The sequence below is a fragment of the Streptomyces sp. NPDC048277 genome, assembly GCF_040652235.1.
Classification (GTDB): domain Bacteria; phylum Actinomycetota; class Actinomycetes; order Streptomycetales; family Streptomycetaceae; genus Streptomyces.
This window is the reverse complement of sequence record NZ_JBEZLQ010000010.1, coordinates 136,308-161,882: the sequence shown is the minus strand read 5'-3', so window position 1 is coordinate 161,882 and position 25,575 is coordinate 136,308. Positions and strand designations below refer to the sequence as shown.

The window sequence follows — 25,575 nt, the reverse complement described above, 5'->3', positions numbered from 1 at the left end:
GGCACCGGCGGGCCGGGCGGCGCTCAGCCGGGGACCCGGAGCACCAGTTTTCCGCGGACCTCGCCCGCCTCCAGTCTGGCGTGGGCCTCGGCCGCCGCGGTCAGCGGCAGCACCTCGGTGGCGCGGGGGCGCAGCAGTCCGTCGGCCAGCAGCCGGCCGATGTGGGCGGCGGCCTCGGCCAGTTCGTCGGTGCGGGCGGCGGAGATGGCGAAGCCGTGCACCGACCGGTCCTGCGGATACAGCGATCCGGCGGGCAGGACGGGCCGGGTCCGCAGCCCCGCCATGACCACGACCCGTCCGCGCGGCGCGAGCAGGCCGAGTGCGGTCTCCAGGTCGTTGCGCCCGGAGGTGTCGAGGTACAGGTCGGCCCCGTCGGGCGCGGCCTCCCGGATCCGCCGGGCCGCCTCGGGATCCCGGTAGTCGACCACGTGCCGGGCGCCGAGGGCACGGCAGTGCTCCGCGTCCCCGGCGGCGGCGACGGCCACGACCCGGGCGCCGGCCCGGGCTGCCGTCAGCACGGCGGCGCTGCCTACGTTCCCGGCGGCCCCGAGGATCACCACGGTCTCCCCGGGCCGCATCCGCCCGTGGGTGAACAGCGCGAGGCAGGCGGTGGAGGCCGGGTGGGCGAGCGCCACCGCGTCCACCGGGTCGACGCCGTCCGGCAGCCGGTACAGACGGTCGTACGGCACCACGGCCCGCTCGGCCGCGGCGCCCTGCCGGCCGGCGTGCCCGAGGCTGCTGCACCACACCCGGTCCCCCGGGCGGAAACCGAGTGCGCCGGGACCGGCCGACACGACGGTGCCCACGAGGTCGCGTCCGATGACGAAGGGGAAGGACAGCGGTGTCCGCCAGGCCCCGGACCGTACGAAGGTGTCCACCTGGTTGACGGCGGTCACCTCGACGTCGACGAGCACGTCCGTGGGGCCGGGCTGGGGCGGGGGCAGTTCACCAACCTGGATCAGGTCCGGTGAGCCGAGCTCTTCGATGTAGGCGGCAAGCATGGTCCGGATTCTTCTCCGGGCGGACGGTTTCCGGCCGGTGGCGGGCCGGGCACGGCCGGGGTTCCGTCAGAACGGACGGACGGACTGACGGACTGACGGACTGACGGACTGACGGACCAACGAGCAGTTCGCGTGACGGCCGTCCGGCCGACCGGACGAGAACCCCGCGTGACGGGCGGGCGGGTGCCCGTCACTTGTGTGTCGCGGCGGTGGGCCTCGGTTCCGTGCCCTCCGCGCGGAGCGAGCCGTGGCCGGGGCTGGGGGTGGGGCTGGGGCTGGAACCGGGCTTGGCCCCGGCCTCGTTCGTCTTCTTCGGGAGGTGCCGGGGCACGACGTCCTGGGGGAAGGTCAGCTGGCCGTTCATCCACTTCAGGGCGGCGGGCATCTCCCGTACCCAGGTGGGGAAGTTGTGGCTGCCGTTGTCGGGCAGGATCGAGACCACCCGCATGGGTGCCTTGACGGCCTTGATGAAGGCCTGGGTCTCCGGGTAGCCCTTCTCGCCGTGCTTGCTGTTGGCGACCAGGACCGAGACCTGGGGCGCGGGCAGGTGCTGCAGCCGCCACATCAGGTCGTGGCCGTCGACCCGGGCCTGGCGGCCGGGGCCGCTGCCGAAGAGGTTGCCGGTGGTGGGGTCGTCCTTGACCTTGTAGTCGGGCGACAGGGCGGCGGCCGTGGTGTAGACGCCGGGGTCGCGCATGGTGAGCTGGAGGGCGCAACTGCCGCCGGAGGAGTAGCCCATGACGCCCCAGGAGCTGGCGTAGTGGCCGGCCCGGTAGACCGACTTGATGGCCTCCGGGAGGTCCTTGGCCAGGAACGTCTCGGTCTGCGGTCCCCCGGGGACGTCCACGCACTCGGTGTCGCGCGGCGGGGCGATCGTGGGCCGGATCATCACCATGATCGTCGGCTGCATCTCGCCCTTGCTCTGCAGCTCCCCGGCGGTCTGCGAGACCCGCAGGTGCTCGGCGAGGTTGTAGATGGAGCCCGGGTAGCCGCTGAGCGCGACGATCACCGGGAAGCGCATGCGGTGGTACGCCTTCTGGAAGTACTGCGGCGGCAGATAGACGAACGCCGGGTCGACCACACCGGTGCGCTTACCGATGATCTTGACCGACTCCACCCGCCCGACGACCGAGGCCGCCCCCTGGGGCAGCCCGCTGACCCGGTTCAGCTGGTCGTCGCCGTTGGGCTGGACGAGCGCGCCGTGGACACTGCTTATGCCGTTCACCGAGCCGTTGCCGTTGTCGCCGGACGCCTGCGTCACGCCGACGGGGGCGGTGTCGACGTTGCCGAACAGCTCGTTCCACGAACCGAAGAACTGGTACGACGAGTTCACCGCACACGCGAACGCCGCGACGATCGTCACCTGCGTCACCCCGATGGCGCCCAGCCGCCCCAGCACATGCCACCACCCCGGTTTCGCGAAGCGTGGCCACAGCCAGACCAGCAGCGCCACGCACAGGGCGGCCAGCGCCACCATCACCCATACGGTCGTTCGACTGGTCAAACCCATGTCATTCAGTCCTGACTTCCCCGTCTGTGCACATTGCCTACGCACAGAAGGAGGGCCGAAGAGCCTTCCGCGTTCCGTAACGAGGGATTCAGGAAGAAGTCATTGCCTGTTCCTTTATGTCACACCACGAGCCCTTACCCGCGTCACACCTGGGACCGCGCCCGGGAGGGTGACCGATGTCATTGACAAGGCGATCATCGACGGTTGTCATGAACACATGCTTCTGACGGGGCGCCGTGCGCTGCTCGACACCGCCCGGGTCCAGGCGGCGGGGCGCCCCGGACTGCTCCTGCACGGCCCCGCCGGCATCGGCAAGTCCACCCTCGTCACGGCCCTGGCCGAACCGGCCGCCGACGCCCGTCCGGCCGGCGCCGTACTGCACTGCTCGCCCGCCGCCGAGGAGGCCCGGCTCCCCTTCGCGGGGCTCGTCGACCTGTTCGCCCGGGTGCCGGAGAGCTGCCTGGAGACCCTGCCGCCGGAACCCCGGGCGGCGCTGCGGGCGGCCCTGCTGCGGGGCCGGGAGCCGGCGGACGGCCGCGGTCTGCTCGCGGTGCGCCTCGCCGTCCTCGACGCGCTGCGCGCCCTGGCCGCGACCGGTCCCGTGCTGCTGGTCGTCGACGGTCTGCAGTGGCTCGACGAACCCACCGCCGAGGTCCTCGCCTTCGCCGTACGACGCCTCCGGGGCGCCGGCATACGGATGCTCGCCGCCGAACGGGTGGCGGACGGCGGCCGGCCCGAGCGGCTGCGCTGCTGCCCGCCGGGCACCGTCGAACTGCCCGTGCCGCCCCTGACGGACGACGAGACGGCGCACCTCCTGCGCACCGGCCTCGACGCCGAACTGCCCCCGGCACTGCTCCGGGCCGTCCAGGAGACGGCCGCCGGAAACCCCTTGTACGCACAGGAGTTGGGGCGGGCCGCGCTGCACGCCCCGGCGCCCGTCGGCTTCCCCCCGGCACCGCCCGTGCCCCCGGGACTGCGCAACCTCCTGCTGGAACAGGCCCGTTCGCTGCCGGAGACGGTCCGGCACACCCTCCTCGTCGCGAGCGCCGCGGCCCGCCCCAGCCTCACCCTGCTGCGCGCCGCCGGGCTCCCCGACCCCGCCGCGGACCTCGCGGAGGCCGAACGGCTCGGCATCGCGACGGCCGGCGCCGACGGGACCGTACGCTTCCACCACCCCGTGCTCCGGGCGGCCGTGCACGCGGACGCGTCCGAGCACGGCCGGCGGCAGGCGCACGCGCTGCTGGCCCGCGCCGCGGACGGGCCCGTGGAGCGGGCCCGCCATCTCGCGCTCGCCCGCCCGTACGAGGACGAGGCCACCGCCCGCACCCTGATGTCCGCGGCCGAGCCCGCCCGCCGCGACGGCTTCCCCGACGCCGCCTTCGAACTCGCCGCCCTCGCCGCCCGCCGCACCCCCGCCGGACTCCCGGCCGAGCGGGCCGAACGGCTGCTGGCCGCCGCCGAGTACGCCTGCGACGCCGGACGGCCCGGGGAGGCGGGCGAGACCGCCGGGGCCGTCCTCGCCCGGTCGCGTTCCGCGGCACAGCGGGTACGGGCCCGGCTGGTCCTGCTGCGCGGCGCCGGGCAGGCGCTGGAGGGCGCCGGGGACCTGATCGAGGAAGGTCTCCGAGACGCGGCGGGAGATCCCCGATCCGAGGCCCAGTTGCACCACTGGGCCGCCGTACGGGGGCTGCTGTGCGGGGAGTTGGCGGCGGCGGCCGGGCACGCCGGGCGGGCCGCGCGGCAGGCGGCCGCGGCGGGCGACACGGACACCGGGGTCGGGGCGCTCGCCACCCTCGCCCGGATACGGTCCCTGGCCGGGGAGCTAGCCGCCGCGGACAGCGCGCTGGCCGAGGCCCTCGCCCTGGCCGGCGGCGCCGACGGCGGCCCCGAGAGCCGGCGGCTGGTCCGGATGCGGGCGATCCTCGCCCTGGACTCCGACCGGGTGACCGAGGCCCGCGACCAGGTCGTCCGGCTGCTCGCGGCGACCGGCGGGTCGGCCGGGGCCGAGGAGGCCATGGCCACCCAGGTGGCGCTGACCCGCATCCAGGTCCGCGCCGGGCACTGCCGCGAGGCGCTGCAGACCGCGGCCCGCTGCTCCCGGGTCATGGACCGGGCGGCTCCGGCGCTGTACGCGGCGGCGCTCGCCGCGACCGCCGGCGGCACCGCCGAGGAGGCCCGCCGGCTGGCCGCGCAGGCGGTGCACGCCTCGGAGGCCGACGGCGACCGGCTGTTCCTGCTGCGCGCGCTGGCGGTGCTCGGACAGGCCGAGCTGCTCGGCGGCGATCCGCGCGGGGCGGCGGCCGCGGTCGAGGCGCTGTACCGCGTCAAGGAGCTGGGCGAGGCCATGTGCGCCGCCGACCCGCCCCTGCTGCACTGGTACGGCGACCTGGCCGAGGCCCTGGTCGTGCTCGGTGAGACGGAGGCGGCCGGGGACGTGCTGCGCGACGCGCGGGTGCGCGTCCCGGACGGCGCGCCCGGCAGCGTACTGGCGGCGCTGGAGCGGGCGGAGGGGCTGCGCGAGGCGGGGCTCGGCCGGGCGAAGGAGGGGGCGGTACGGCTGCGCACCGCCGTCGACCGGCTGCGCCGGCTCCCGCTGCCCGTCGAGCTGGTGCGCACGCTGATCGCGCTCGGCGCGGTCGAGCGCCGGGCCCGCCGCCGCAACGGGGCCCGCGAGGCGCTCGCCGAGGCCCTGGAGACGGCGACCCGCGTCGGCGCGGTTCCGCTCGCGTCCCGGGCCCGGGACGAACTCGCCCGGCTGGACGCCTCGGAGCGCGGCGGCGAGACGGGCGGGGCCGAACTCACGCCCGCGGAGGCCCGGATCGCCGAACTGGTCGGCGGCGGGGCGACCAACAGGGAGGTCGCCGCCGAGCTGTTCATCAGTGTCAAGACGGTGGAAGGGGCGCTGTCCCGGGTCTACCGCAAGTTCGGCGTCCGCTCGCGCACCGCGCTGGCCCACGCGATGGCGGTCGCGGTCATCGCGTCCGGGGCGGCGCTGGACTCGGGCGACGACGACCGGCCCCGGCCCGCCGCCCAGACCGTGACGATCAGTCAGCCGACGGCGCGCGTCCGGGTCCCCCGCACCCTCGACACCCGCAGTTAACACGCAACGCAAGGGTTCCCCCGCTTACGGGGGCGGGGCCGGAGTTCCTACGGTGATCCCGTTCCGCTCGCGGGACACACTCCCCACCCCCCACTTTCCGGAGGACTTCAGTGAAGTCACGCCTGAAACTGCTCGGCCTGGTCGCCGCGCCGGCCCTGATCGCGGCGGTCGTCCCCGCCGCCTACGCGGCCGACGCCCCGCACACCGCCCGCGCCGCCGTCGCCGGAGACGTCCTGCCCGGCCTGAAGCACAACGCGTCCCGCACGGGCGGTGTCGCCTCGGGCAAGCACATATCGGTGGCGATCAGCCTGACCCCCAGAGGCGGCACGGCACTCGACACCTTCATCGCGAAGGTCAGCGACCCGCACTCGGCCTCCTACGGCCACTATCTGACGAAGAGTCAGTTCGCGTCCCGCTTCGGCCGGACCGACGCCGAGGTCAAGCAGCTCAAGGACTACCTGCGTGCGCAGGGCCTCACCGTCGGCAAGGTGCACTCGGGCAACCTGCTGGTCGACGCCAGCGGCACCGCAGCCCAGCTGCAGCAGGCCTTCGGCACCCGGCTGTCGACCTGGAAGGACGCCACGTCGGGCCGCTCCTTCTACGCCAACGACAGCGCGCCGACGCTCCCCTCCTCCCTCGCCGCCATCGTCAGCGACGTGGCCGGCCTCAACAACCGGGTCCAGCTGCACCACCAGGCGACCCCGCACACCGTCGTCCCGCACAACGGCCCCGGCGGCGGCTACACCCCGGCCCAGCTCAAGGGCGGCTACAACGTCTCCGGCACGTACACCGGCAGCGGCCAGAAGATCGCGCTCCTCGAGTTCGACGGCTTCCAGCAGTCCAACATCACCAAGTACGACACCAACTACAGCCTGGGCTCGCCCACCCCGACCGTGTCCAAGGTGGACGGCGGCTCCGGCGCGCTCGGTGACGGCCAGGTCGAGGTCGAGCTGGACATCGAGGTCCTGCACGCGATCGCCCCGAAGGCGAACGTCACGGTCTTCGAGGGTCCCAACTCCGACGCCGGCGAGGTCGACACGTACCAGGCGATCGTCGACAGCGGCATCCCGACCACCTCGATCAGCTGGGGCGCGGCCGAATCCGCCCGCACCACCTCCAACATCAACGCGGTGGACGCGGTCTTCAAGGCGGGCGCGGCCGAGGGCCTCGGCTTCTACGCGGCCTCGGGCGACGACGGCTCCGACGACGCGGGCGACGGCGGTACGTCCGTCGACTACCCGGCCAGCGACCCGTACGTCACGGGTGTCGGCGGCACCAAGCTGACCGTCACCTCCGCCAACGCCTGGAGCAAGGAGGTGGCCTGGTCCGGCGGCGGTGGCGGCAAGTCCACCGTCTTCAAGATCCCGAGCTGGCAGACCGCGGTCCAGAAGAGCGCCGGTGGCGGCTACCGCCAGGTCCCGGACGTCTCGGCGCACGCCAACCCCAGCCCCGGCGTCTCCATCTACTCCCAGGGCTCGTGGTCCTCGGTCGGCGGCACCAGCGCCGCGGCCCCCGAGTGGGCGGCGTTCGCGGCCCTCTACAACCAGCAGGCCGCGGCGGCCGGCGAGGCCAACCTCGGCTTCGCCAACCCCGCGCTCTACTCGGCGAGCGGCACCGGCTTCCACGACATCACCAGCGGCAGCAACGGCGCCTACTCCGCGGCCACCGGCTGGGACTTCACCACCGGCTGGGGCTCGTACAACGCCGGCACCCTGGCGACGAAGCTCCTCGGCTGACATCAGGACCCGCACCTCAGGGCCCCGCGCGGGCCGGGACGCCTCCCGGCCCGCGCGGGGCCGCCGGCCGTGCCGGGCCGGCCCCGTGGCGCCGGAGGAGTCAGGATCTGCGCAGGACCCGGTTGGCTCCCGCCGCGGCCGTGGTCGCGAGGATCCAGCCCGCGCTGACCAGGACCACCACCGCCCACTGCATGGCGCCGTGGGCGCTGTAGTCGCGGTCCTGCCCGAAGTCGATCACCGGAAGCAGCAGGTCGAGGGTGTAGACGGCGGGCTGGAAGTCCGGTGGTGTGCCGTTGCCGTCGGGCGTGGGAGGCCAGGTCGCGAAGAGCGCGGTGCCGACGGTGAAGAAGACGGCCAGCAGCAGCACCGCGCGCAGCGGCCGGTATCCGTAGCCGACGGTGAGGTCCTGCAGCAGGCTCCAGATCCGGGCGGGCCAGGCCAGCGTGGTACGCATCCGGCGCTGCTTGGCGAGGAGCACGACGCGCGCGTCGGTGTCCCGGCCGTGGCGCTGGTAGTTGGCGGCCAGTTGCTCGTAGGGCTGCGGTGCGAAGCCGGCCGGGTCCCGGTCGAGCCAGGTCAGCCGCTCCTGACCGGGCAGCGCGGGCTGGGCGCTGTCGTAGGCGAGCCCCTCCAGGACCAGCGAGCGGGGCCAGCCGGCCGGGTCGTCCCGCAGCACGCCGATCCGGGTGTGGCTCAGGTCGACGATGCCCTCCGGTGCCGTACGGGGCTTCAGGGTGAGCTCGGCGGCCGCGGAACGCCGGCAGATCAGCGCCCGTTCCCCCGCCGGGGCGTCGAGGACGGCGTCCTGGAAGCAGAGTCTGGCCCGTACGGTGATGCTGCTGAGGGAGATCCGGCCGTGTGCCGTCAGACCGTCGCAGCAGTTGAACTCCGCCCCCACCTCTATGCCGTTGGCCCGCAGGGCGGCGGCCCCGGCGAAACCGGTCAGCTCCGCGCCCTCGAGGAGCACGGAGCCGCCGATCCTGGCGTCGCAGAGGTCCACCGTGCCCTCGGCGACGAAGCCGCCCCGGCAGTTGAGGTCACCGCCGACATGCAGGCGTTTGGCGATGAGCGCCTTGCCGGCCGGCTGGTGCAGCCTGGCCCGCTTCAGCACGACGGTGCCGCGCACCGAGGTGTCCCTGAGGTCCAGGCACCCCCGCACGACAAGCCCCCTGCCGGCCTGTATGTCGCCTCCGACCGAGGCGCACATCAGCTGCAGGGCGGGTTCGCCGCGCCGCTCGCCCGTGCCGGTCAGGGTGCTGTTCTCCAGGTGCAGCGAACCGCCTATCGAGGCTCCGTAGAGGTTGATGCCCCCGTCGCTGATGAATCCCCGGTCGAGATACAGACCGCCGCCCACGGTCAGTTCGGGGGCCTGGAGGTAGGCCCGGTCGCCCTGGATACGGGCACCGCGGAAGCCGAGGGTGTCCTGTATCCGGGAGCTGTTGAGACGGATCGGCCCGGTGCACACCAGTCCGGCGGCCGAGAAGTGCTCCTCGACGGCGAGCGACTCCGCGTCGACGGCCGCCGTTCCGTCGGGCGCGGTCACCGTGGAGCCGTCGAGCAGCAGATGGGTCCCGACGGTCAGCGACCGGAGGTTCAGGGTGCCGTCGAGCGTGCACCCCACGATCTCGCACGCCTGGGCCGTCCGCGCGCCCGCCGCGCTCAGCCCCGGCAGGACGCAGTCCTTCAGTTGCAGCACGCCGAACTGACCACCGTCGAAGCAGGGCGCCTCGTCGAAGCGGCAGGACTCCAGCCGTATCGCGCCCTGGACGGCCGCCTCGGCCAGATCCAGGGTGCCGGTGACCCGGGCGCCGCGCAGCCGGAGCCGGGCCAGGCTCCCCCGCACGGGGCGGGGCGCGGCGAGGAGCAGCCATCTCAGCGCCTCGGCGCGGACCACCGGCACGTCCTCGCACCACTCGCCGCGCCGGTACGCCTCCCACAACCGCCGCTCGTGGTCCTCCCAGTCGTGCGGCGGGCCGTCGTCCGACACCCTGCGGTCCCCCTCATGCACCCGGCGGCGAAGCACGGCATTGCTACCCGGCCGGTGGGGAGATCACGCGTGGAACCCCTGGGGCCACCGGGTCCCGGTGCGGGGGCCGCCCGGTGCATCAGGGCCATACGGGCCTGTACTGGGGACCATCGGCCCTAGGAGCGGGCCGCGGGCGGAGGGACAGTGGGGCCAGGAGCGGCACCGATCCCCCGCGGTGCCGCTCCGGCCGTATTCCGGCCGACCACGAGACCACCCACCAGCGGAAGCCCGCCATGGCCCACGACAACCACCCGCACGGCACCACGGAACCGCGCCGCCGCGTGGAGCTCGACAGCTCCGAGGCGCTGCGGCTGCTGGGCAGTGTGTCGCTGGGGAGGATCGTCTTCACCCGGCACGCCCTGCCGACCGTCCGCCCGGTCAACCACGTCCTGGACGCCGGCGACGTCGTCATCCGCACCCACGAGGCCGCCGCCCTGACCTCGTACGCCCGGGAGGGCGGCGGCCTCGGTGTGGTCGTCGCCTACGAGGCCGACGTCATCGACCCGGACACGCACCTGGGCTGGAGCGTGGTGGTGACGGGGTACGCCCACCTGGTGACCGACCCCGGCGACCTGGCCCGCTACCGGACGACCCTGCGCCCCTGGGTGGAGGGGACCATGGACCAGGCGGTCCGGATCCGCCCGGACCTGGTCAACGGCTTCCTGCTCGTTCCGGCACCGGTGCCGGGGTAGTGGGGCGCCGTCGGTAGACCAGGTAGGGGCGGACCAGGTAGCCGACCGGGACGCTCCACACATGGACGAGACGGGTGAACGGCCAGGCGGCGAAGAGGAGGCAGGCGGTGAGGGCGTGCAGCTGGAACAGCAGCGGTGCGCCGCTGATCGCCTCGGGCTGCGGCCGGAAGGTGAGGACACCGCGGAACCAGACGGAGACGGTCGCCCGGTAGTCGTAGCCGCCGCCGAACACGTTGTGTGCCGCGGTGGCGCTGATGCCGAGGAGGACGGTGGCCGACAGCAGCGGGAACAGGACCTTGTCGCTGCGGTCGGTGGTGAGACGGACCCGGCGGGTCAGCAGCCGGCGGGCGCAGAGCATGCCGAGTCCCGTGACCATGGTGACGCCCGCCGCCGAACCCGCCCACACGGCGGTCGTGTGATAGGCGTGCTCGCTGATTCCGGCGGCCTCGGTCCAGGAGGCGGGCACGGCCAGGCCCGCGACATGGCCGGCGATCACCATGAAGGCGCCCAGGTGGAACAGCGGGCTGCCCCAGCGCAGCCAGCGGTGTTCGAGGAGCTGGCTGGTGTGGGTGGTCCAGCCGAACTGGTCGTGCCGGTAGCGCCAGACGTGCCCGACGACGAACACGGCGAGGCAGCTGTAGGGGAAGGCGACCCACAGGAGCAGATCGTTCATCGCAGGGCCTCTCCGGAGGGCGGTGTCGGGGGGACGAAGGTGTCCGGCGGGGCGAACTCGCCGTTGCCGTAGGTGGGGTGGGTGCCGTAGGGGTCGAGGCCGACGTCCTCGTTCGGCGGGCCCTCGGCGACCAGCCGGGCCACCGCCGCGCGGTCGGCCTCGGTGGGCGGGGGCAGCAGGGTGAGCAGCGCGGCCAGGAGGTGCCGGTACGGGGAGCCGGCGTCGGTGAGGGCGTGGTGGATGAGGACCAGTCCACGCCGGTGCCGGCGCAGTGGTGCCTCGCCGCCGCCCGGGCCCGCGAGGGCGGCGAACTCCAGGACGGTCGGGAGGTGGTCGGGCAGTTCACCGCCGTCGGTGTCCCAGCCGGCGGCCCGGTAGGTCTGGTTGAGGGTGAGCAGGGCCATGCCCCGGCGGCGGGTGTCGCCGTGCAGGTAGTAGGTGAGGTAGAGGCTGCTCTTGCGGCGCAGGTCGAACATCTCGACGTAGTGGCGTGCGAGCGCGTCGGGTTCCTCGGCCGTGAACCACCCGGTGAAGGCGGCGAGTTCGGCGGCGGCCGGGGACTTCGGCAGTGCGGCGACCGCCTCGGCCAACAGCGGCCCCCCGTCGGTCAGTTCGGCGTCCGGGTACTGCAGGAGCAGGGAGCACAGCCGCAGCAGCAGCGCACGGCCCTCGGCCTCTTCGGGGGTACGGCGACGGGTGGCGGCCCGGACCCGGGTGCGGATGATCGCCGGGATGGTGGCAGGGAGCGGGCTCATGCTCGGCCTCCGTCGGATGCGCGGCGCAGGGTGGGCATGCCGAGCAGGACCCGGCGTTCGGACGGTTCGGCGGAGTCGACCGGGCAGCGGCTCTCGATCGCCGAGAGCGCGGCGGCGTCCTCCTTGTGCGCGGCCGGGACGACGTACCGGTCGGCGTACTTGGCGACGGCGAGCAGCCGGTGCAGGTCCTCCGCGTCGCGCGGGCCGAGGCCCACCGCCGTCAGTACGGCCTCGTCGCCGGGCTCGCCCAGGGTGCGGGCGCGCATGTAGGAGCGCAGGGCGGTGAGTTTCATCAGCACCCCGGCGACGACGTCCGGGTCCCCGGCGGTGAACAGCTGCGCCAGGTACTCCAGCGGGATGCGCAGCCGGGTGACGGCGGCGAAGACATGGTCGGGGTCGTCCTGGTTCCCGCCCGCCGCGTCGACGGCGTCGAGGACCGGGGAGAGCGGCGGGACGTACCAGACCATGGGCAGGGTGCGGTACTCCGGGTGCAGCGGCAGGGCGACCTTGTACCGCATGACCAGGTCGTACACCGGGGAGCGGCGGGCGGCGTCCAGCCAGTCCTCCGGGATCCCGGACTCCCGCGCGGCGGCGCGGACTTCGGGGTCGTGCGGGTCGAGGAAGACACCGCGCTGGGCGTCGAGGAGGTCGTGTTCGTCGGGGGTGGCGGCGGCCTCGCCGACGCGGTCGGCGTCGTAGAGGAGGAGTCCGAGGTAGCGCAGGCGGCCCACGCAGGTCTCGGAGCAGACGGTGGGCTGGCCGGCCTCGATGCGCGGGAAGCAGAAGGTGCACTTCTCGGCCTTGCCGGTGGCGTGGTTGACGTACACCTTCTTGTACGGGCACGCCGTCACGCACATCCGCCAGCCCCGGCAGCGGTTCTGGTCGACCAGGACGATGCCGTCCTCGACCCGCTTGTACAGGGCGCCGGACGGACAGGCCGACACACAGGCCGGGTTGAGGCAGTGCTCGCACAGACGCGGCAGGTGGAAGAGGAAGGTCTGCTCGAACTCGAACCGCACCTTCTCGGCCCACTCGCCGGTGAGGTTGGGGTCGCCGCCCGCGTGCTCGGGGGCGCCGCCGAGGCCGTCCTCCCAGTTGGCGCCCCAGGTGATGGTGGTGGGCTGCCCGGTGAGGACGGAGCGGGGGCGGGCCACCGGGAGGTCCGGTCCGGCCGGGGCGCTCACCAGGTTGTCGTAGTCGTAGGTGACCGGCTCGTAGTAGTCGTCGATGGCGGGCAGGTCGGGGTTGGAGAACAGGGAGAGCAGGCGCTTCACCCGGCCGCCGGAGCGCAGGACCAGGCGGCCCCGCTTGTCGAGCGTCCAGCCGCCCTTCCACTGCTGCTGGTCCTCGTAGCGGCGCGGGTAGCCGACGCCGGGCTTGGTCTCGACGTTGTTGAACCAGGCGTACTCGACGCCGGTGCGGTTGGTCCAGGTCTGTTTGCAGGTGACCGAGCAGGTGTGGCAGCCGATGCACTTGTCGAGGTTCATCACCATCGCCACCTGTGCCATCACGCGCATGTCAGTACTCCACTTCCTGGCTGCGGCGGCGGATGACGGTGACCTCGTCGCGCTGGTTGCCGGTCGGGCCGTAGTAGTTGAAGGCGTAGGTGAACTGGGCGTAGCCGCCCGCGAGATGGGTGGGCTTGACCAGCAGCCGGGTCAGGGAGTTATGGATGCCGCCGCGCCTGCCGCTGACCTCGGTCTTCGGGACGTTCACCGTGCGGTCCTTGGCGTGGTACATGTACACCGTGCCCTCGGGCATCCGGTGGGTGACCACGGCGCGGGCGGCGACGACACCGTTGCGGTTGTACGCCTCGATCCACTCGTTGTCCTTGACGCCGATCTTCTCCGCGTCGGCGGTGGACATCCAGATCACCGGGCCGCCCCGGGAGAGGGCGAGCATGTAGGCGTTGTCCTGGTACTCGGAGTGGATGGACCACTTGGAGTGCGGGGTGAGATAGCGGACGGTGACCTCGGCCCGGCCGTCCTCGTGCAGCTGCTGGTCGCCGTAGTGCCGGGGCGCGTTCAACGGCGGCCGGTAGACGGGGAGTTGTTCGCCCAGCTCGGCCATCCAGTCGTGCTGGACGAAGAAGTGCTGGCGGCCGGTGAGGGTGTGCCAGGGCTTCTTGTGCTCGACGTTGATGACGAACGGCGAGTAGCGGCGGCCGCCGGTCTCGCTGCCCGACCACTCGTACGACGTCATCACCGCGCGCGGCTGGGTGCGGGTGTCGGCGAAGGTGATGCGCTCGGCCTCGCGTTCGGTGGAGAGCGAGGCGAGTTCGGTGCCGGTGCGCTCCTCCAGTTCACGGAAGCCCTCGGTGGCCAGGCGGCCGTTGGTGGTTCCGGACAGGGCCAGGATCGCCTCGCACATATGGGTGGCGGTGGCCAGTGAGGGGCGTCCGGCAGCAATGCCCTCGCGGACCGTGCCGCAGCGCCGGCGGAGGTCGTCGATCTCGGGGCCGACCTGGACGGTGACGCCCTTGGTGGTGGTGCCGAGCCGGTCCAGGAGCGGGCCGACCGCGCGGATCTTCTCGGCGACGGCCGCGTAGTCCCGCTCGACGGTGACGAGCTTGGGCATGGTGCGCCCGGGGACCGGTTCGCACTCCCCCGCCCTCCAGTCGCGTACCACCCCGCCGGGCTGGGCGAGTTCGTCGGGGGTGTCGTGCAGCAGGGGCACGGCGAGGACGTCGGTGCGGGTGCCCAGGTGCCCGGCGGCGAGTTCGCTGAACCGGTCGGCGACGGTGAGGAAGGTGTCGTAGTCGGTGCGGGCCTGCCAGGGCGGGGGGATGGCCGGGGTGAAGGCGTGCACGAAGGGGTGCATGTCGGTGCTGGACAGGTCGTCCTTCTCGTACCAGGTGGCGGCGGGCAGGACGACGTCGGCGAGCAGGCCGGTGGAGGTCATCCGGAAGTCCATGGCGACCAGCAGGTCGAGCTTTCCCTCGGGGGCCTCCTCCCGCCACACCACGTCCTGCGGGCGGCCCTCGGGAGGTGTCTCCTCGCTGCGCACCGCGGCGTCGGTGCCGAGCAGGTGGCGCAGGAAGTACTCGTTGCCCTTGCCGGAGGAGCCCAGCAGGTTCGCCCGCCAGACGGTCAGCACCGGGGGGAAGTTGGCCGGGTCGTCGGGGTCCTCGGCGGCGAACTTCAGCCGCCCGGCCTTCAGTTCGTCCACGATGTGGTCGGCGACCGGGCGGCCCGCGGCCGCCGCCTCGTCGGTCAGGTCGAGCGGGTTGCGGTTGAAGCCGGGGTGGCCGGGCGTCCAGCCGAGGCGGACCGCCTGGGCCAGGCAGTCGGCGGTCGCCCGGCCCGTGAACCGGCCCTCGCCCAGCGGCGACGCCAACTCGTCGGGCCCGAAGGCCTCGTAGCGCCACTGGTCGGTGGCGAGGTACCAGTACGACGTGCCGGCCATGTGCCGGGTGGGCCGCTGCCAGTCGAAGGCGAAGGCCAGGTGCTGCAGTCCGGTGAGCGGGCGGATCTTCTCCTGGCCGACGTAGTGCGCCCAGCCGCCGCCGTTCACACCCTGGCAGCCCGTCATGGTCACCAGCGCCAGGAACGCGCGGTACATGGTGTCCGAGTGGAACCAGTGGTTGGTGCCGGCGCCGAGGGCGATCATCGAACGGCCGTTGGTGCGCTCGGCGTTGCGGGCGAACTCGCGGGCGATGCGGGCCGCCTGCTCGGCCGGGACGGAGGTGATGGCCTCCTGCCAGGCGGGGGTGTGGGGCTGGGAGGCGTCCTCGTAGGAGGCGGGCCAGCTGCCCGGCAGGCCGGGGCGGTGGACGCCGTACTGGGCCAGCATCAGGTCGAAGACCGTGGTGACCAGGCGGCCGCCGATCCTGCGCACCGGGACGCCCCTGACCATGGTCGAGCCGCCCTCGGTGGCGCCCTCGTCGAACCGGGGCAGGGCGATCTCCACGGTGCCCTCGGCCCGGTCGAGGAGGCTCAACTCGGGTTCGATGTCGCCGAGTTCGAGGTTCCAGCGGCCTCGCCCGGCCTCTCCCCACCGGAAACCGAGCGAGCCGCCGGGGACCACCGGTTCGCCGGTGGCCCGGTCCAGGAGGACGGTCTTGAAGGCCGCGTTCTCCTCGGGCTCCTCGCCGTCCCGGCCCAGGTCGGCGGCGGTGAGGAAGCCGTCGGGGACGAGTCCGTGGTCACCGTGCTCGCGCAGGGCCACCAGGAACGGGGCGTCCGTGTACGTCTTCAAGTAGTCCCGGAAGTAGGGCACTTCGCGGTCGACCAGGAACTCGCGGAGGATCACATGGCCCATCGCCATGGCCAGCGCCCCGTCCGTGCCGGGGTGCGGGGCGAGCCATTCGTCGGCGTGCTTGACGTTGTCGGCGTAGTCGGGGCTGACGGCGACGACCTTGGTGCCGTTGTAGCGGGTCTCGGTCAGGAAGTGGGCGTCGGGGGTGCGGGTGACCGGGATGTTGGAGCCCCACATGACCAGGTAGCCGGCGTTCCACCAGTCGGCGGCCTCGGGGACGTCGGTCTGGTCGCCGAAGACCTGCGGGGAGGCGATCGGCAGGTCGGCGTACCAGTCGTAGAAGGAGAGCAGGGTGCCGCCGATCAGCGACAGGAAGCGGGCGCCGGACGCGAAGGACGCCATCGACATCGCCGGGATCGGCGAGAAGCCGGCGACGCGGTCGGGGCCGTACTCCTTGATGGTGTGCACATGGGCGGCGGCGACCAGCTCTGACACCTCGTCCCAGTCGGCGCGCACCAGACCGCCCTTGCCCCGGGCCCGCTTGTAGGCGCGGGCCTTCGCCGGGTCGCCGGTGATCTCGGCCCAGGCGGCCACGGGGTCGCCCAGCCGGCGGCGGGCCTCGCGCCACAGCTTCAGCAACTCGCCGCGGACGTACGGGTAGCGGACCCGGCTGGGCGAGTAGGTGTACCAGGAGAAGGACGCCCCGCGGGGGCAGCCGCGCGGCTCGTACTCGGGGCAGTCGGCGCCGATCGACGGGTAGTCGGTGGCCTGGTGCTCCCAGGTGATGATGCCGTCCTTGACGTACACCATCCAGGAGCAGGATCCGGTGCAGTTGACCCCGTGCGTGGAGCGCACCACCTTGTCGTGCGCCCAGCGGTCCCGGTAGAAGCCCTCCCACTTGGGGTCGCCGGTGCCGAACACCGCACGTCCGTCGGCCGACACCTCACGGCGCGTCAGCAGGCGCCGCGCGGCCAGCGGCCAGCCCTCGGTGGCGCGCGGCCGGTCCTGTCGTGCGTTCCGCTCGTTCTCCATGACCGGGAACGCTAGGCGCGCCGCCGCACCCCCGCCCTGGGCCGAACGGCCCTGGTCACGGCCCGTTCGGTCCCGGCCCGGAGCGGGGCGCCGGGACCTAGGTCCCCGACCTGGGCGCCGATGGTCCCTGACCGATGCCACCCACCCGAAATACCCCCATCCGCCGGAATTCTGCTTGCTATACAGAGGGGGCCGCCAGGCGCCGAGCGGCCCTCACTTCCCGCACCCCGTACCACTCCTCCTGGGAGGCCCTCATGCTGTCCGCCGAGTCCGCCGCCGTCGTCAAGGCCACGCTGCCCGCCGTGGCCGGAGCCCTCGACGAGATCACCACCCGGTTCTACGCGGCGATGTTCCGCGACCGGCCCGAGCTGCTGGACGGGATGTTCAACCGCGGCAACCAGGCCAGCGGCGCCCAGCGGCAGGCCCTCGCCGGATCGATCGCCGGCTTCGCCACCGCCCTGCTCGCCGACCCCGACGCCCGGCCGGACGCCCTGCTGGCACGGATCGCCCACAAGCACACCGCCGTCGGGGTCACCGACGACCAGTACACGATCGTCCACAAGTACCTGTTCGGCGCGATAGCCGAGGTCCTCGGCGACGCGGTCACCCCGCAGGTGGCCGCCGCCTGGGACGAGGTCTACTGGCTGATGGCCGGCGCGCTCATCGCCCGGGAGGCCCGCCTCTACCAGGAGGCCGGGGTGGTACCCGGCGAGATCTGGCGGCCGTGGACCGTCGTCGAACGCCGCGAGGAGACCGAGGACACGGTCTCCTTCCTGCTCCGCCCCGCCGACGGCCGGCCCGCTCCGGCGGCGAAAGCGGGACAATACGTCAGCGTCCGGATGCGGATGCCCGACGGCGTGCACCAGCTGCGCCAGTACAGCCTGTCCTCCGACCCCGGCGGCGAGCTGCGCCGCATCACCGTCAAGCGGGTCGCCGGCACCCCCGAGGGCGAGGTGTCGAACCTGCTCCACCGCAAGGTCCGCGCCGGGCACCAGCTCACCCTGTCCGCCCCCTTCGGCGACGTCGTCCTCGACGAGGCCGACACCCCGCTGGTCCTCGCCTCCGCGGGCATCGGCTGCACCCCCATGGTCGGCATGCTCGCCCGGCTCGCCGCGACCGGCGCCACCCGCCCCGTCCTCGTCCTGCACGCGGACGCCTCCCCGGACGACCACGCGCTGCGCGCCGAGACCCGCGAGCTGACGGCCCGGCTGCCGCACGCGCACGCCGAGTTCTGGTACGAGCGCCCCGGTGACGCCGAACCCGGCGCCCGCACCGGCCTGATGGACCTCGACGGCGTGGCCGTGCCCGCCGACGCCACCGTGTACCTGTGCGGCCCGGTCCCGTTCATGCGCGCGGTCCGCACCCGGCTGCTGGGCCTCGGCATCCCGCCGCACCGGATCCACTACGAGGTGTTCGGCCCCGACCTGTGGCTGCCGGACGCGGCCTGACGTCCCCTGCCGACACCGCGAACTGAAAGGAACCGGTGGGATGTTGCAGCCATCGAGAGAACAGAACGAGCAGACCCCGGCGGCCGGCGGGCGCGTCTCCGGCCGGGCGTGGACGATGCTGGCGCTCGCCACGCTCGGCTTCGCCGTGAACTTCTGGGCCTGGGCCCTGCTCAGCCCGCTCGGTCCCCGGTTCAAGGACACCCTGGACCTGACCTCCTTCCAGCAGTCGCTGCTGGTGGCCGTGCCGGTGGTGGTCGGCTCGCTGGGCCGCGTCCCGGTCGGCGCGCTGACCGACCGGTTCGGCGGGCGGACGATGTTCCCGCTGGTGTCGGCGGCCACCGTCGTCCCGGTGCTCTACCTGGGCCTGGCCGGACACGGCTCGCTGGCCGCCCTGCTGGCGGGAGGCTTCTTCCTCGGCATCGGCGGCACCGCGTTCGCCGTCGGTGTGCCGTTCGTCAGCGCCTGGTTCCCGCCCGAGCGGCGCGGCCTGGCCATCGGGATCTTCGGCGCCGGCATGGGCGGCACCGCGATCAGCGCGCTCACCACCGTGAAACTGGTCGACGCGCACGGCACGGCCACCCCGTTCCTGATCACCGCCGGTGTGCTGGCCGCCTACGCGGTCGTGGCGGCGACCGTCCTGCGGGACGCGCCCGGCCGCACCGTACCCACCGAGCCGCTGGCCCGCCGGCTGGCCGCCACGCTGCGGCTCGGCGTCACCTGGCAGGCGTCCGCGCTGTACGCGGTCGCCTTCGGCGGCTATGTGGCCTTCTCCGTCTACCTGCCGACCTACCTCAAGACCGGCTACGGCCTCACCCAGGCCGACGCGTCCGACCGCATGGCCGGGTTCGTGCTGCTGGCCGTGGCGATGCGGCCGCTCGGCGGCTGGCTGTCGGACCGCTTCGGCCCGGTGAACGTGCTGGGCGGCTCGCTGGCCGTGGTGTTCGCCGGAGCCGTCACCCAGGCGTTCACCCCCGCCCTGGCACCGGTCGGCACGGTCGCCTTCCTCGCGATGGGTGCCGCGCTCGGCGCGGGCAGCGGTGCCGTGTTCGCCCTGGTGGCCCTGCTGGCCCCGTCGAACAAGGTCGGCTCGGTCACCGGTGTCGTCGGGGCCGCGGGCGGCCTGGGCGGGTTCGTGCCGCCGCTGCTGATGGGCTCGCTGTACGGCACGTACGGCTCGTACGCCATCGGTCTGGTCCTGCTCTCGGCGGTCGCCGTCGGAGCGCTCACCTTCACCGAGACGGGCGTCCGCCACGCCGTGGGCCGACGCCGGCCCGCGGAACAAGGCTAGACCCGCGGAACAAGGCTAGAAGGGAGCACGCCATGTGTGAGTACTGCGGATGCCAGGCTGTGGAGAGCATCGGCGCACTGACCCGGGAGCACGAGGAGATCGTGACGCTCATCGGCCGGATACGGGACGCCTGGCGGGACCGGGAGATCGTCCGCATGGCCGAGCTCGCCCGGGAGACGGCCTCGGTCCTCGGCCCGCACACCCGGGTGGAGGAAGAGGGGCTGTTCCCGGCGCTGGAAGGGGAGTTCCCCGAGAAGATCGAGGCGCTGCGGGAGGAGCACCGCCGGATCGAGACGGTACTGGCCGAGGCCAACGGCCCGTTCCTGACCGACCCCGGCTGGCCGCAACGGCTGATCACCGCGCTCGGCCTGCTGCGCGAGCACATCCTCAAGGAACAGGACGGCGTCTTCCCCGCCGCCCTGGCGCTGCTGGACCCCGAGCAGTGGGAGGCCGTGGAGGCGGTGCGCGCCCGCCTCGGCGCGCGGGCACCGGAACCGTCCGTCTGAGACGGTCCGCCGCACGGACCATCGCCCGCCCGGTGCCGGTGCACCGGGCGGGCGATGGTGTGCGGGGCACGGTGGCTCAGGCCCCGAGCTCAAGTCCGTAGAGCGTGAGCCCGCCGACGAGTTCCCGGCCGGTCACCAGCTCGGGCTCGATACGGAGGAAGACCTCCTGGGGCCAGGGCACCCAGGAACGCGGTCCGGTCCGCAACAGCCGTTCGTGGTCGGCCTGTTCGGTGACCACGGCGGCCGGTCCGGTGACGACGACGCTCCATCCGGAGTGCGCCCCCGGGTCGACCTCGTCGGCCTCGAAGGCGACCACCGAACCGTCGACCGCGCGGACGAGTTCCGAGGTCGCGGAGGTACGTACGACCACCGCCTCGCCGTCGAGCGCGAAGTTGACCGGGAGCACCGCCGGCAGGGCCTGGCGGGTGTGGACGACACGGCCCACGGGAGCCCGCGCCAGCAGGCGCAGGCACTCGCTCCGGTCGAGTTCGCGGAACCCGTCGTTGGCGTACATCAGCCGTACTTCCTCTGCAGTCGTGGGGACAGGGCCGTCACACGGTGATCCGGCGGCCGGTGACCGTGTCCGGCTCGACCCGCACCCAGACGTCCCGGTCACCGCCAGCCCAGGGCTCGCTGTGGGCCTGTTCGTCGAGCCGGTGGGTCTCGTCGGGGTCCGCGACGGTCAGCGCGGGACCGCGTACGAGCACGCTCCAGCCCGTGCTGAAGGCGTCGTCGATACGGTCGACCTCGAAGGCCACCTGGTGACCGGCCGCCAGCGACGGCGTCGTACCGGAGGCCGTCCGGAAGACGATCGAGCCGTCCACGACGCTGTAGTTGACCGGCACGATGACGGGCCCGGAAGCGGTCGACACCGCGATTCTCCCGACGCCGTGCGTGCCGAGGAGGGAGGTGCACTCGTCCGGGTCCAGTTCGGCGAACTCCGCACCGCGTACAGCCTGTTCGGGGCCGGGCGGCAGGTTCACGGTTCCGCCGGTGAGCTGCGACAGCGTCGTCTCCAGGGCCGCGGCCAGGCCGAGCAGGGTGCCCCGCTGCGGTGCGGCGCCGGGATGCTCCTCCAGGTGCTTCAGGTAGTTGGCCGCCACGCCCGCCCGGGCGGCCGTCTCCTCCCGGGACAGGCCCAGTTCCGCGCGCCGGGCGGCGATACGGCGTCCCAGGTCCCCCAGAGGCCGTCCCCCGGTCGGCCCGACGCCGGTCGGTGTTCGTTCGGGCATGGCCGTCACGTCCTTTCCACGGGTCTACGGGTCCACGGGGCTACGGAGCCGCCGGCACGGCGACCTCGTACTGCGGCCCGCCGAGCACGACCTTGAGCGCGGCGGTCTCGCCGGCCCGGCCGAAGACGTCGTACGCCTCCTCCATGAGGTCCGGCGGGAAGGTGTGGGTGACCAGCCGCGCGGTGGGCAGCCGGCCGGCGGCGAGCATCCGCAGCAGGGTGGGGGTGGAGTGGGTGTCGACGAGGCCGGTCGTGATGGTGACGTTCTTGCTCCACAGGTCCTCCAGGTGCAGCGTGGCCGGTCCGCCGTGCACGCCGACGTTGGCGACGCGGCCGCCCGGCCGCACCATGCGGGTGCACAGTTCGAAGCTCTCCGGCACGCCGACCGCCTCGATCACCACGTCCGCGCCCAGCCCGTCGGTCAGGTCGGCCACCAGCTGGCCGGGCGCCTCGTGGACGTCGGCCACGGCGTCGGCGCCGAACCGGTGGGCGGCCTCCAGCCGGGCCGGGGCCAGGTCCACCGCGATGATCCGCTCGGGCGAGAACAGCCGGGCCGTGGTGATCGCCGCCAGCCCGATGGGACCGGCGCCGACGACGGCGACGGTGTCGCCGGGGCGCACCTGCCCGTTCAGCACGCCCACCTCGTAGGCGGTGGGGAAGATGTCCGCGAGCAGCACCGCGTCCCTGCTGTCGACCGCGCCGGGCAGCACGTGGACGGACAGGTCGGCGTACGGGACGCGGACGTACTCGGCCTGGGTGCCGTCGATCAGGTGCCCGAGGATCCAGCCCCCGCCGCCCCGGCACTGGCCGTACATCCGCTGCCGGCAGTGGGCGCAGCGCCCGCAGGAGGTGATGCAGGAGACCAGCACCCGGTCGCCCGGCCGTACGGTCTGCACCTCGCCGCCCACCTCGACGATCTCGCCGACGGCCTCATGGCCCAGGACCGTGCCGGGGTGGACCTCCGGGAGGTCGCCCTTGAGGATGTGCAGATCCGTCCCGCAGATCGTGACGGCGTCCACGCGCACGACGGCGTCCGTGGGCTCCTTGACGGCGGGATCGGGGACCTCTTCCCAGGCGGACTGCCCGGGGCCGTGGAACACGAAGGCTTTCATGACGCTCCTCACCCCGTTCGATCGGCTGCGGAGCCCTGGCCCGGCGGAGGGGTCCCGGCCGTGCGTGCGAGCCCGGCGGCCCGTACGGACAGGTCGCGCGTACGAGCCCGGCGGCGCCCCGCGCCGGATTTGCCCCGCTAGTCCAGACTGACCCAACCGCGCGAGCCCCGCATGGGCCGGTCGGGCCACTTCCCCGGCCGTACGGTGAATGCCGCCCGGCCCCGGGGTCCCCCCGGACGGCCCGTCCCCCGGCGCGCCTGCGGCTGCCACCTTCGAGGGGTGACAATCGGAGGAGGTGCACAGTCATGAGCTGCCGTAAGCCGGTCGGGAAGCGGTTCTGGCGCTGGCGGAACAGTCCGCTGCGGCGCCGGGAGGACCGCGTCGAGGCCTGGGTCGTGCTCTCCGTGTGGACGGTCGTCGCGGTCGGCGGCACCACCGCGGGCCTGGTGACGGCCCATGCCGCCGACGAGGCGTTCGCGCGGCAGCGTGCGGAGCGGCAGGCCGTGCCCGCGGTCGTCACCGGCCTCGCCCAGCGCCCTCCGACGCTCGGGACGTCGGGCGGCAAGGCGGTGGCGACGGTCCGCTGGACGGCCCCCGACGGCTCCCCGCGCACCGAGAGCACCCTGGTCGACTCCGGTCTGAAGGCCGGCGGCCGGGTCGTGGTCTGGCAGGACGGACACGGCACGCTGACCGCCGCGCCGCCGAGTTCCGCCGAGGCGGCCGTCGAGGCGGCCGTCCTGGGTGCCGTCGCCGGGCTCTCCCTGACCGGCGCCGTCCACGCCCTGGGAGCCCTCGCCCGGTGGCGGCTGGACCAGCGGCGCCTCGACGCCTGGGACCGGGAGTGGGACCTGGTCGGCCCGCGGTGGGGCCACCGGACGGGCTGAGAACGGCGACGGACACCGGCCTCGTGGTGCCGCCGACGAGGGCCAGGAGGAGGCCGCCGTGGTCAGACGGGCTCGGGCACGACGGCGACGGGGCAGGCCGAGTGGTGGAGCACCCCGTGGGCGACCCGGCCCAGCTGGAGCCCGAAGTGTCCGGGGCGGCGCCTGGCTCCGACGACCAGGAGGTCGGCGTCGCGGGAGGCGTCCACGAGTACGTTCCGGGTGCGGCCCTCGACCGTGTGGCGCTGTGCCACGACATCGGCGGGGGCGTCCTGGAGGGCCGCTTCCAGGGCCTCCGCCGCCTGCTGCTCGTGCAGCCGGGCGGGCTCTCCGGAGAGCAGGGGGTGGTCGGTGGTCTCGTACGCGGGGCAGCGCCAGGCCCGTACGGCCGCCACCGGCACCCCGCGGCGCCGGGCCTCCTGGAAGGCGAAGCGCATCGCCGCCGAGCCGGCCGGCTTCTCCCCGACGCCCACGACGACGCGGCCGTGGACCGGGGGCGCCGCCCGGTTGTCGTGGCTGCCGCGGACGACGATCACCGGGCAGTGCGCGTGCCCGGCCACCGCCAGGCTCACCGAGCCCAGCAGCGCCTCGGCGACACCGCTGCGGCCGCGGGTGCCGGTGACCAGCAGGGCGGCGTCCCGGCTCTCCCGTACCAGCGCGTACTCGGGTTCCTCGGGCAGTACGTCGGTGGACACCGTCACCCCGGGCCGCCGGCCACGGGCGCGCCGCGCGGCCGTGGCGACGATGTCCTCGGCCGTCACCTGGTCGGACGGCTTGGCGAGGTCCTCCGCGAGCGAGGTGCCCTCGTACCGTTCCCACAGCGAGGCGTAGACCAGGCGCAGCGGCAGTCCGCGTACGGCGGCTTCGTCGGCCGCCCAGTCGACGGCGCGCAGGCCGGGCTCCGAGCCGTCGACGCCGACGACGATCGGTTGAACGGGGGTCATCGCGCTCACCGTCCCGTGCCGAGGTCGAAGACGATCCGGGCCTTGACCTGGCCGCGCAGCACCTCGTCGATGCACTCGTTGACGGAGTCCAGTTGGGGGTCCCCCCTCTGGGGGAGGGTCTCGCAGATGACCTTGGTCTGTCCGGCGGCGTGCAGCTGGAAGACCTCGGCGAGGTCCTGCCGGGTGCCGACGATGGAGCCGATCACGCTGGTGCCGTTCAGGACGGTGTCGAAGATCGGGACCCGGACGGTGCCGTGCGCGGGCAGGGCGACCATGACGAGCTTGCCGCCGCGCCGCAGACCGGAGTTGACGGCCTCGAAGGCCGCGTCGTCGACGGCGAGCGCGATCGCCGCGTGGGCGCCGCCGTGCTGCTTGAGGACCTCGCCGACGTCGTCCTTGCGGGCGTCGATGACGAGGTCGGCGCCGAGCGCGGTGGCGAGTTCGAGCTTGTCGTCGGTGACGTCGATCGCCGCGACGGTGGCTCCGGCGATCTTCGCGTACTGCACGGCGAGATGGCCGAGGCCGCCGACCCCGGAGACCGCGACGAGCTGCGCGGGCCGTACTCCGGCGACCTTGAGCGCCTTGTACGTCGTCACGCCCGCGCAGGTCAGCGGGGCGGCGTCGACGGCGCTGACGCCGTCGGGCACGGGCTGGGCGAAGTCGGCCCAGGCCAGCATCTTCTCGGCGTACCCGCCGTCGCAGCCGTAGCCGGTGTTGATCTGCTGCTCGCACAGCGTCTCCCAGCCGGACAGGCAGTGCTCGCACCGCCCGCACGCCTTGCCGAGCCACGGGACGGCGACCCGCTGGCCGAGGCTCAGGTGGGTGACGCCCTCGCCGAGCTTCTCGACGAGGCCGACGCCCTCGTGGCCGGGCACGAACGGCGGGTTCGGCCTGACCGGCCAGTCGCCGTGGGCGGCGTGGATGTCGGTGTGGCACAGCCCGGAGGCCTCGACCCGGACCCGGACCTGACCGGGGCCGGGCTCGGGGTCGGGGCGCTCCTCGATGACGAGAGGCTCGCCGAACGCTCGTACGACCGCTGCCTTCATGGTGGGTGCTCCTCAGGGGTTCGGGGGTTGAGGGGTTCAGGCGTTGAAGGGGTCAGTAGGCCGGCAGCCCGTGCGCCCTGAACTGTGCGCGGACCCGTTCGGTCGGCGAGGACGCCCCGGCGCCGCTCCTCGGGGAACAGGGCGCTGACCTTCTCCCACACGGTGCGGGTGCGGTCGGTGGGGCCGGTCAGGAAGGACGCGTCGCCCTCGTACGGGGTGCAGTTGGCCTGGATGAAGTCGCGTACGTCGACGCGGTCGCGCCAGCCGGTTCCCTCTCGTGCTCGTTCCTGCGCGTGGGTCCTGCACCACCGATCCTGGTGACCGGCCGGGGACGCGGGGAGTGCCGACCGGGACCCAGGGGCAGGGCCGTACGGCCCCGGTGCCCGTCCGCAGTGCG

19 protein-coding genes are annotated in these 25,575 nt (G+C 73.6%); 7 read left to right on the top strand and 12 right to left on the bottom strand.

The window, feature by feature from the left end:
* Positions 1-23: 23 nt before the first annotated feature.
* Both AB0D85_RS22705 and AB0D85_RS22700 read right to left on the bottom strand, forming a co-directional pair.
* Positions 24-1,001, bottom strand: coding sequence for an NADPH:quinone reductase (locus AB0D85_RS22705; protein WP_362322884.1), 978 nt, complete (start codon positions 999-1,001; stop codon positions 24-26).
* A gap of 190 nt (positions 1,002-1,191) precedes the next feature.
* Entirely contained in the window at positions 1,192-2,511 is a 1,320-nt protein-coding gene (locus AB0D85_RS22700; protein WP_362322882.1) for an alpha/beta hydrolase-fold protein, read from the bottom strand.
* Between the two features lie 217 nt (positions 2,512-2,728).
* Between AB0D85_RS22700 and AB0D85_RS22695 the strand changes: the two genes are divergently transcribed.
* Both AB0D85_RS22695 and AB0D85_RS22690 read left to right on the top strand, forming a co-directional pair.
* Positions 2,729-5,611 (top strand): AAA family ATPase, encoded by a 2,883-nt coding sequence (locus tag AB0D85_RS22695; protein WP_362322880.1) that lies wholly within the window; start codon positions 2,729-2,731, stop codon positions 5,609-5,611.
* Between the two features lie 110 nt (positions 5,612-5,721).
* On the top strand, positions 5,722-7,347 hold the full coding sequence (locus AB0D85_RS22690) for a S53 family peptidase (RefSeq protein ID WP_362322878.1): 1,626 nt from the start codon (positions 5,722-5,724) through the stop codon (positions 7,345-7,347).
* A gap of 100 nt (positions 7,348-7,447) precedes the next feature.
* Here the strand turns inward: AB0D85_RS22690 and AB0D85_RS22685 are convergent, their stop codons facing one another.
* Positions 7,448-9,334 carry a hypothetical protein gene (locus tag AB0D85_RS22685; RefSeq protein WP_362322876.1) on the bottom strand — a complete coding sequence of 629 codons (1,887 nt, stop codon included), beginning with the start codon at positions 9,332-9,334 and terminating at the stop codon, positions 7,448-7,450.
* 272 nt (positions 9,335-9,606) lie between these two features.
* On the opposite strand from AB0D85_RS22685, the gene AB0D85_RS22680 reads away from it, so the two are divergent.
* Positions 9,607-10,065 (top strand): pyridoxamine 5'-phosphate oxidase family protein, encoded by a 459-nt coding sequence (locus tag AB0D85_RS22680; RefSeq protein WP_362322874.1) that lies wholly within the window; start codon positions 9,607-9,609, stop codon positions 10,063-10,065.
* Here the strand turns inward: AB0D85_RS22680 and narI are convergent.
* Genes narI through AB0D85_RS22660 form a run of 4 tightly spaced genes read right to left on the bottom strand, consistent with a single transcriptional unit; the run spans position 10,025 to position 16,722 of the window.
* A complete protein-coding gene (gene narI / locus AB0D85_RS22675; RefSeq protein ID WP_362322872.1) occupies positions 10,025-10,738 on the bottom strand; it encodes a respiratory nitrate reductase subunit gamma in 714 nt (237 codons plus the stop codon). The two genes, AB0D85_RS22680 and narI, sit on opposite strands and share 41 nt — an antisense overlap.
* Complete coding sequence (gene narJ, locus AB0D85_RS22670) at positions 10,735-11,493, bottom strand: nitrate reductase molybdenum cofactor assembly chaperone (protein ID WP_362322870.1); 759 nt, start codon at positions 11,491-11,493, stop codon at positions 10,735-10,737. Before narJ ends, narI begins: the two co-directional genes overlap by 4 nt.
* Positions 11,490-13,010, bottom strand: a complete 1,521-nt coding sequence (gene narH / locus AB0D85_RS22665; RefSeq protein ID WP_362322868.1) for a nitrate reductase subunit beta — start codon at positions 13,008-13,010, stop codon at positions 11,490-11,492. Before narH ends, narJ begins: the two co-directional genes overlap by 4 nt.
* Position 13,011: 1 nt before the next feature.
* A complete protein-coding gene (locus AB0D85_RS22660; RefSeq protein ID WP_362322866.1) occupies positions 13,012-16,722 on the bottom strand; it encodes a nitrate reductase subunit alpha in 3,711 nt (1,236 codons plus the stop codon).
* A gap of 254 nt (positions 16,723-16,976) precedes the next feature.
* Here AB0D85_RS22660 and AB0D85_RS22655 point away from each other — a divergent pair, with 254 nt between their 5' ends.
* The 3 genes from AB0D85_RS22655 to AB0D85_RS22645 are packed head-to-tail and all read left to right on the top strand — an operon-like array spanning position 16,977 to position 19,964.
* Positions 16,977-18,170, top strand: coding sequence for a globin domain-containing protein (locus tag AB0D85_RS22655; protein ID WP_362322864.1), 1,194 nt, complete (start codon positions 16,977-16,979; stop codon positions 18,168-18,170).
* 40 nt (positions 18,171-18,210) lie between these two features.
* Positions 18,211-19,458 (top strand): NarK/NasA family nitrate transporter, encoded by a 1,248-nt coding sequence (locus AB0D85_RS22650; RefSeq protein ID WP_362322862.1) that lies wholly within the window; start codon positions 18,211-18,213, stop codon positions 19,456-19,458.
* 32 nt (positions 19,459-19,490) lie between these two features.
* Positions 19,491-19,964: a hemerythrin domain-containing protein gene (locus AB0D85_RS22645; RefSeq protein WP_362322860.1), complete on the top strand. Its 474-nt coding sequence runs from the start codon at positions 19,491-19,493 to the stop codon at positions 19,962-19,964.
* A 76-nt stretch (positions 19,965-20,040) separates the two neighbouring features.
* On the opposite strand, the gene AB0D85_RS22640 is transcribed toward AB0D85_RS22645, so the two are convergent.
* From AB0D85_RS22640 to AB0D85_RS22630, 3 genes are read right to left on the bottom strand one after another with little or no spacing between them, the layout of a single operon-like run.
* Positions 20,041-20,478, bottom strand: coding sequence for a pyridoxamine 5'-phosphate oxidase family protein (locus AB0D85_RS22640; protein ID WP_362322858.1), 438 nt, complete (start codon positions 20,476-20,478; stop codon positions 20,041-20,043).
* 37 nt (positions 20,479-20,515) lie between these two features.
* On the bottom strand, positions 20,516-21,196 hold the full coding sequence (locus AB0D85_RS22635; protein ID WP_362322856.1) for a pyridoxamine 5'-phosphate oxidase family protein: 681 nt from the start codon (positions 21,194-21,196) through the stop codon (positions 20,516-20,518).
* A 40-nt stretch (positions 21,197-21,236) separates the two neighbouring features.
* Positions 21,237-22,307: a zinc-dependent alcohol dehydrogenase family protein gene (locus tag AB0D85_RS22630; RefSeq protein WP_362322854.1), complete on the bottom strand. Its 1,071-nt coding sequence runs from the start codon at positions 22,305-22,307 to the stop codon at positions 21,237-21,239.
* Positions 22,308-22,612: 305 nt separating this feature from the next.
* Between AB0D85_RS22630 and AB0D85_RS22625 the strand changes: the two genes are divergently transcribed.
* Positions 22,613-23,191, top strand: a complete 579-nt coding sequence (locus AB0D85_RS22625) for a hypothetical protein (RefSeq protein WP_362322852.1) — start codon at positions 22,613-22,615, stop codon at positions 23,189-23,191.
* Between the two features lie 62 nt (positions 23,192-23,253).
* Here AB0D85_RS22625 and AB0D85_RS22620 read toward each other — a convergent pair whose 3' ends face one another.
* Both AB0D85_RS22620 and AB0D85_RS22615 read right to left on the bottom strand, forming a co-directional pair.
* Positions 23,254-24,132: a universal stress protein gene (locus tag AB0D85_RS22620; protein ID WP_362322851.1), complete on the bottom strand. Its 879-nt coding sequence runs from the start codon at positions 24,130-24,132 to the stop codon at positions 23,254-23,256.
* Positions 24,133-24,137: 5 nt separating this feature from the next.
* On the bottom strand, positions 24,138-25,178 hold the full coding sequence (locus AB0D85_RS22615) for a zinc-dependent alcohol dehydrogenase (RefSeq protein WP_362322849.1): 1,041 nt from the start codon (positions 25,176-25,178) through the stop codon (positions 24,138-24,140).
* Positions 25,179-25,575 lie beyond the last annotated feature (397 nt).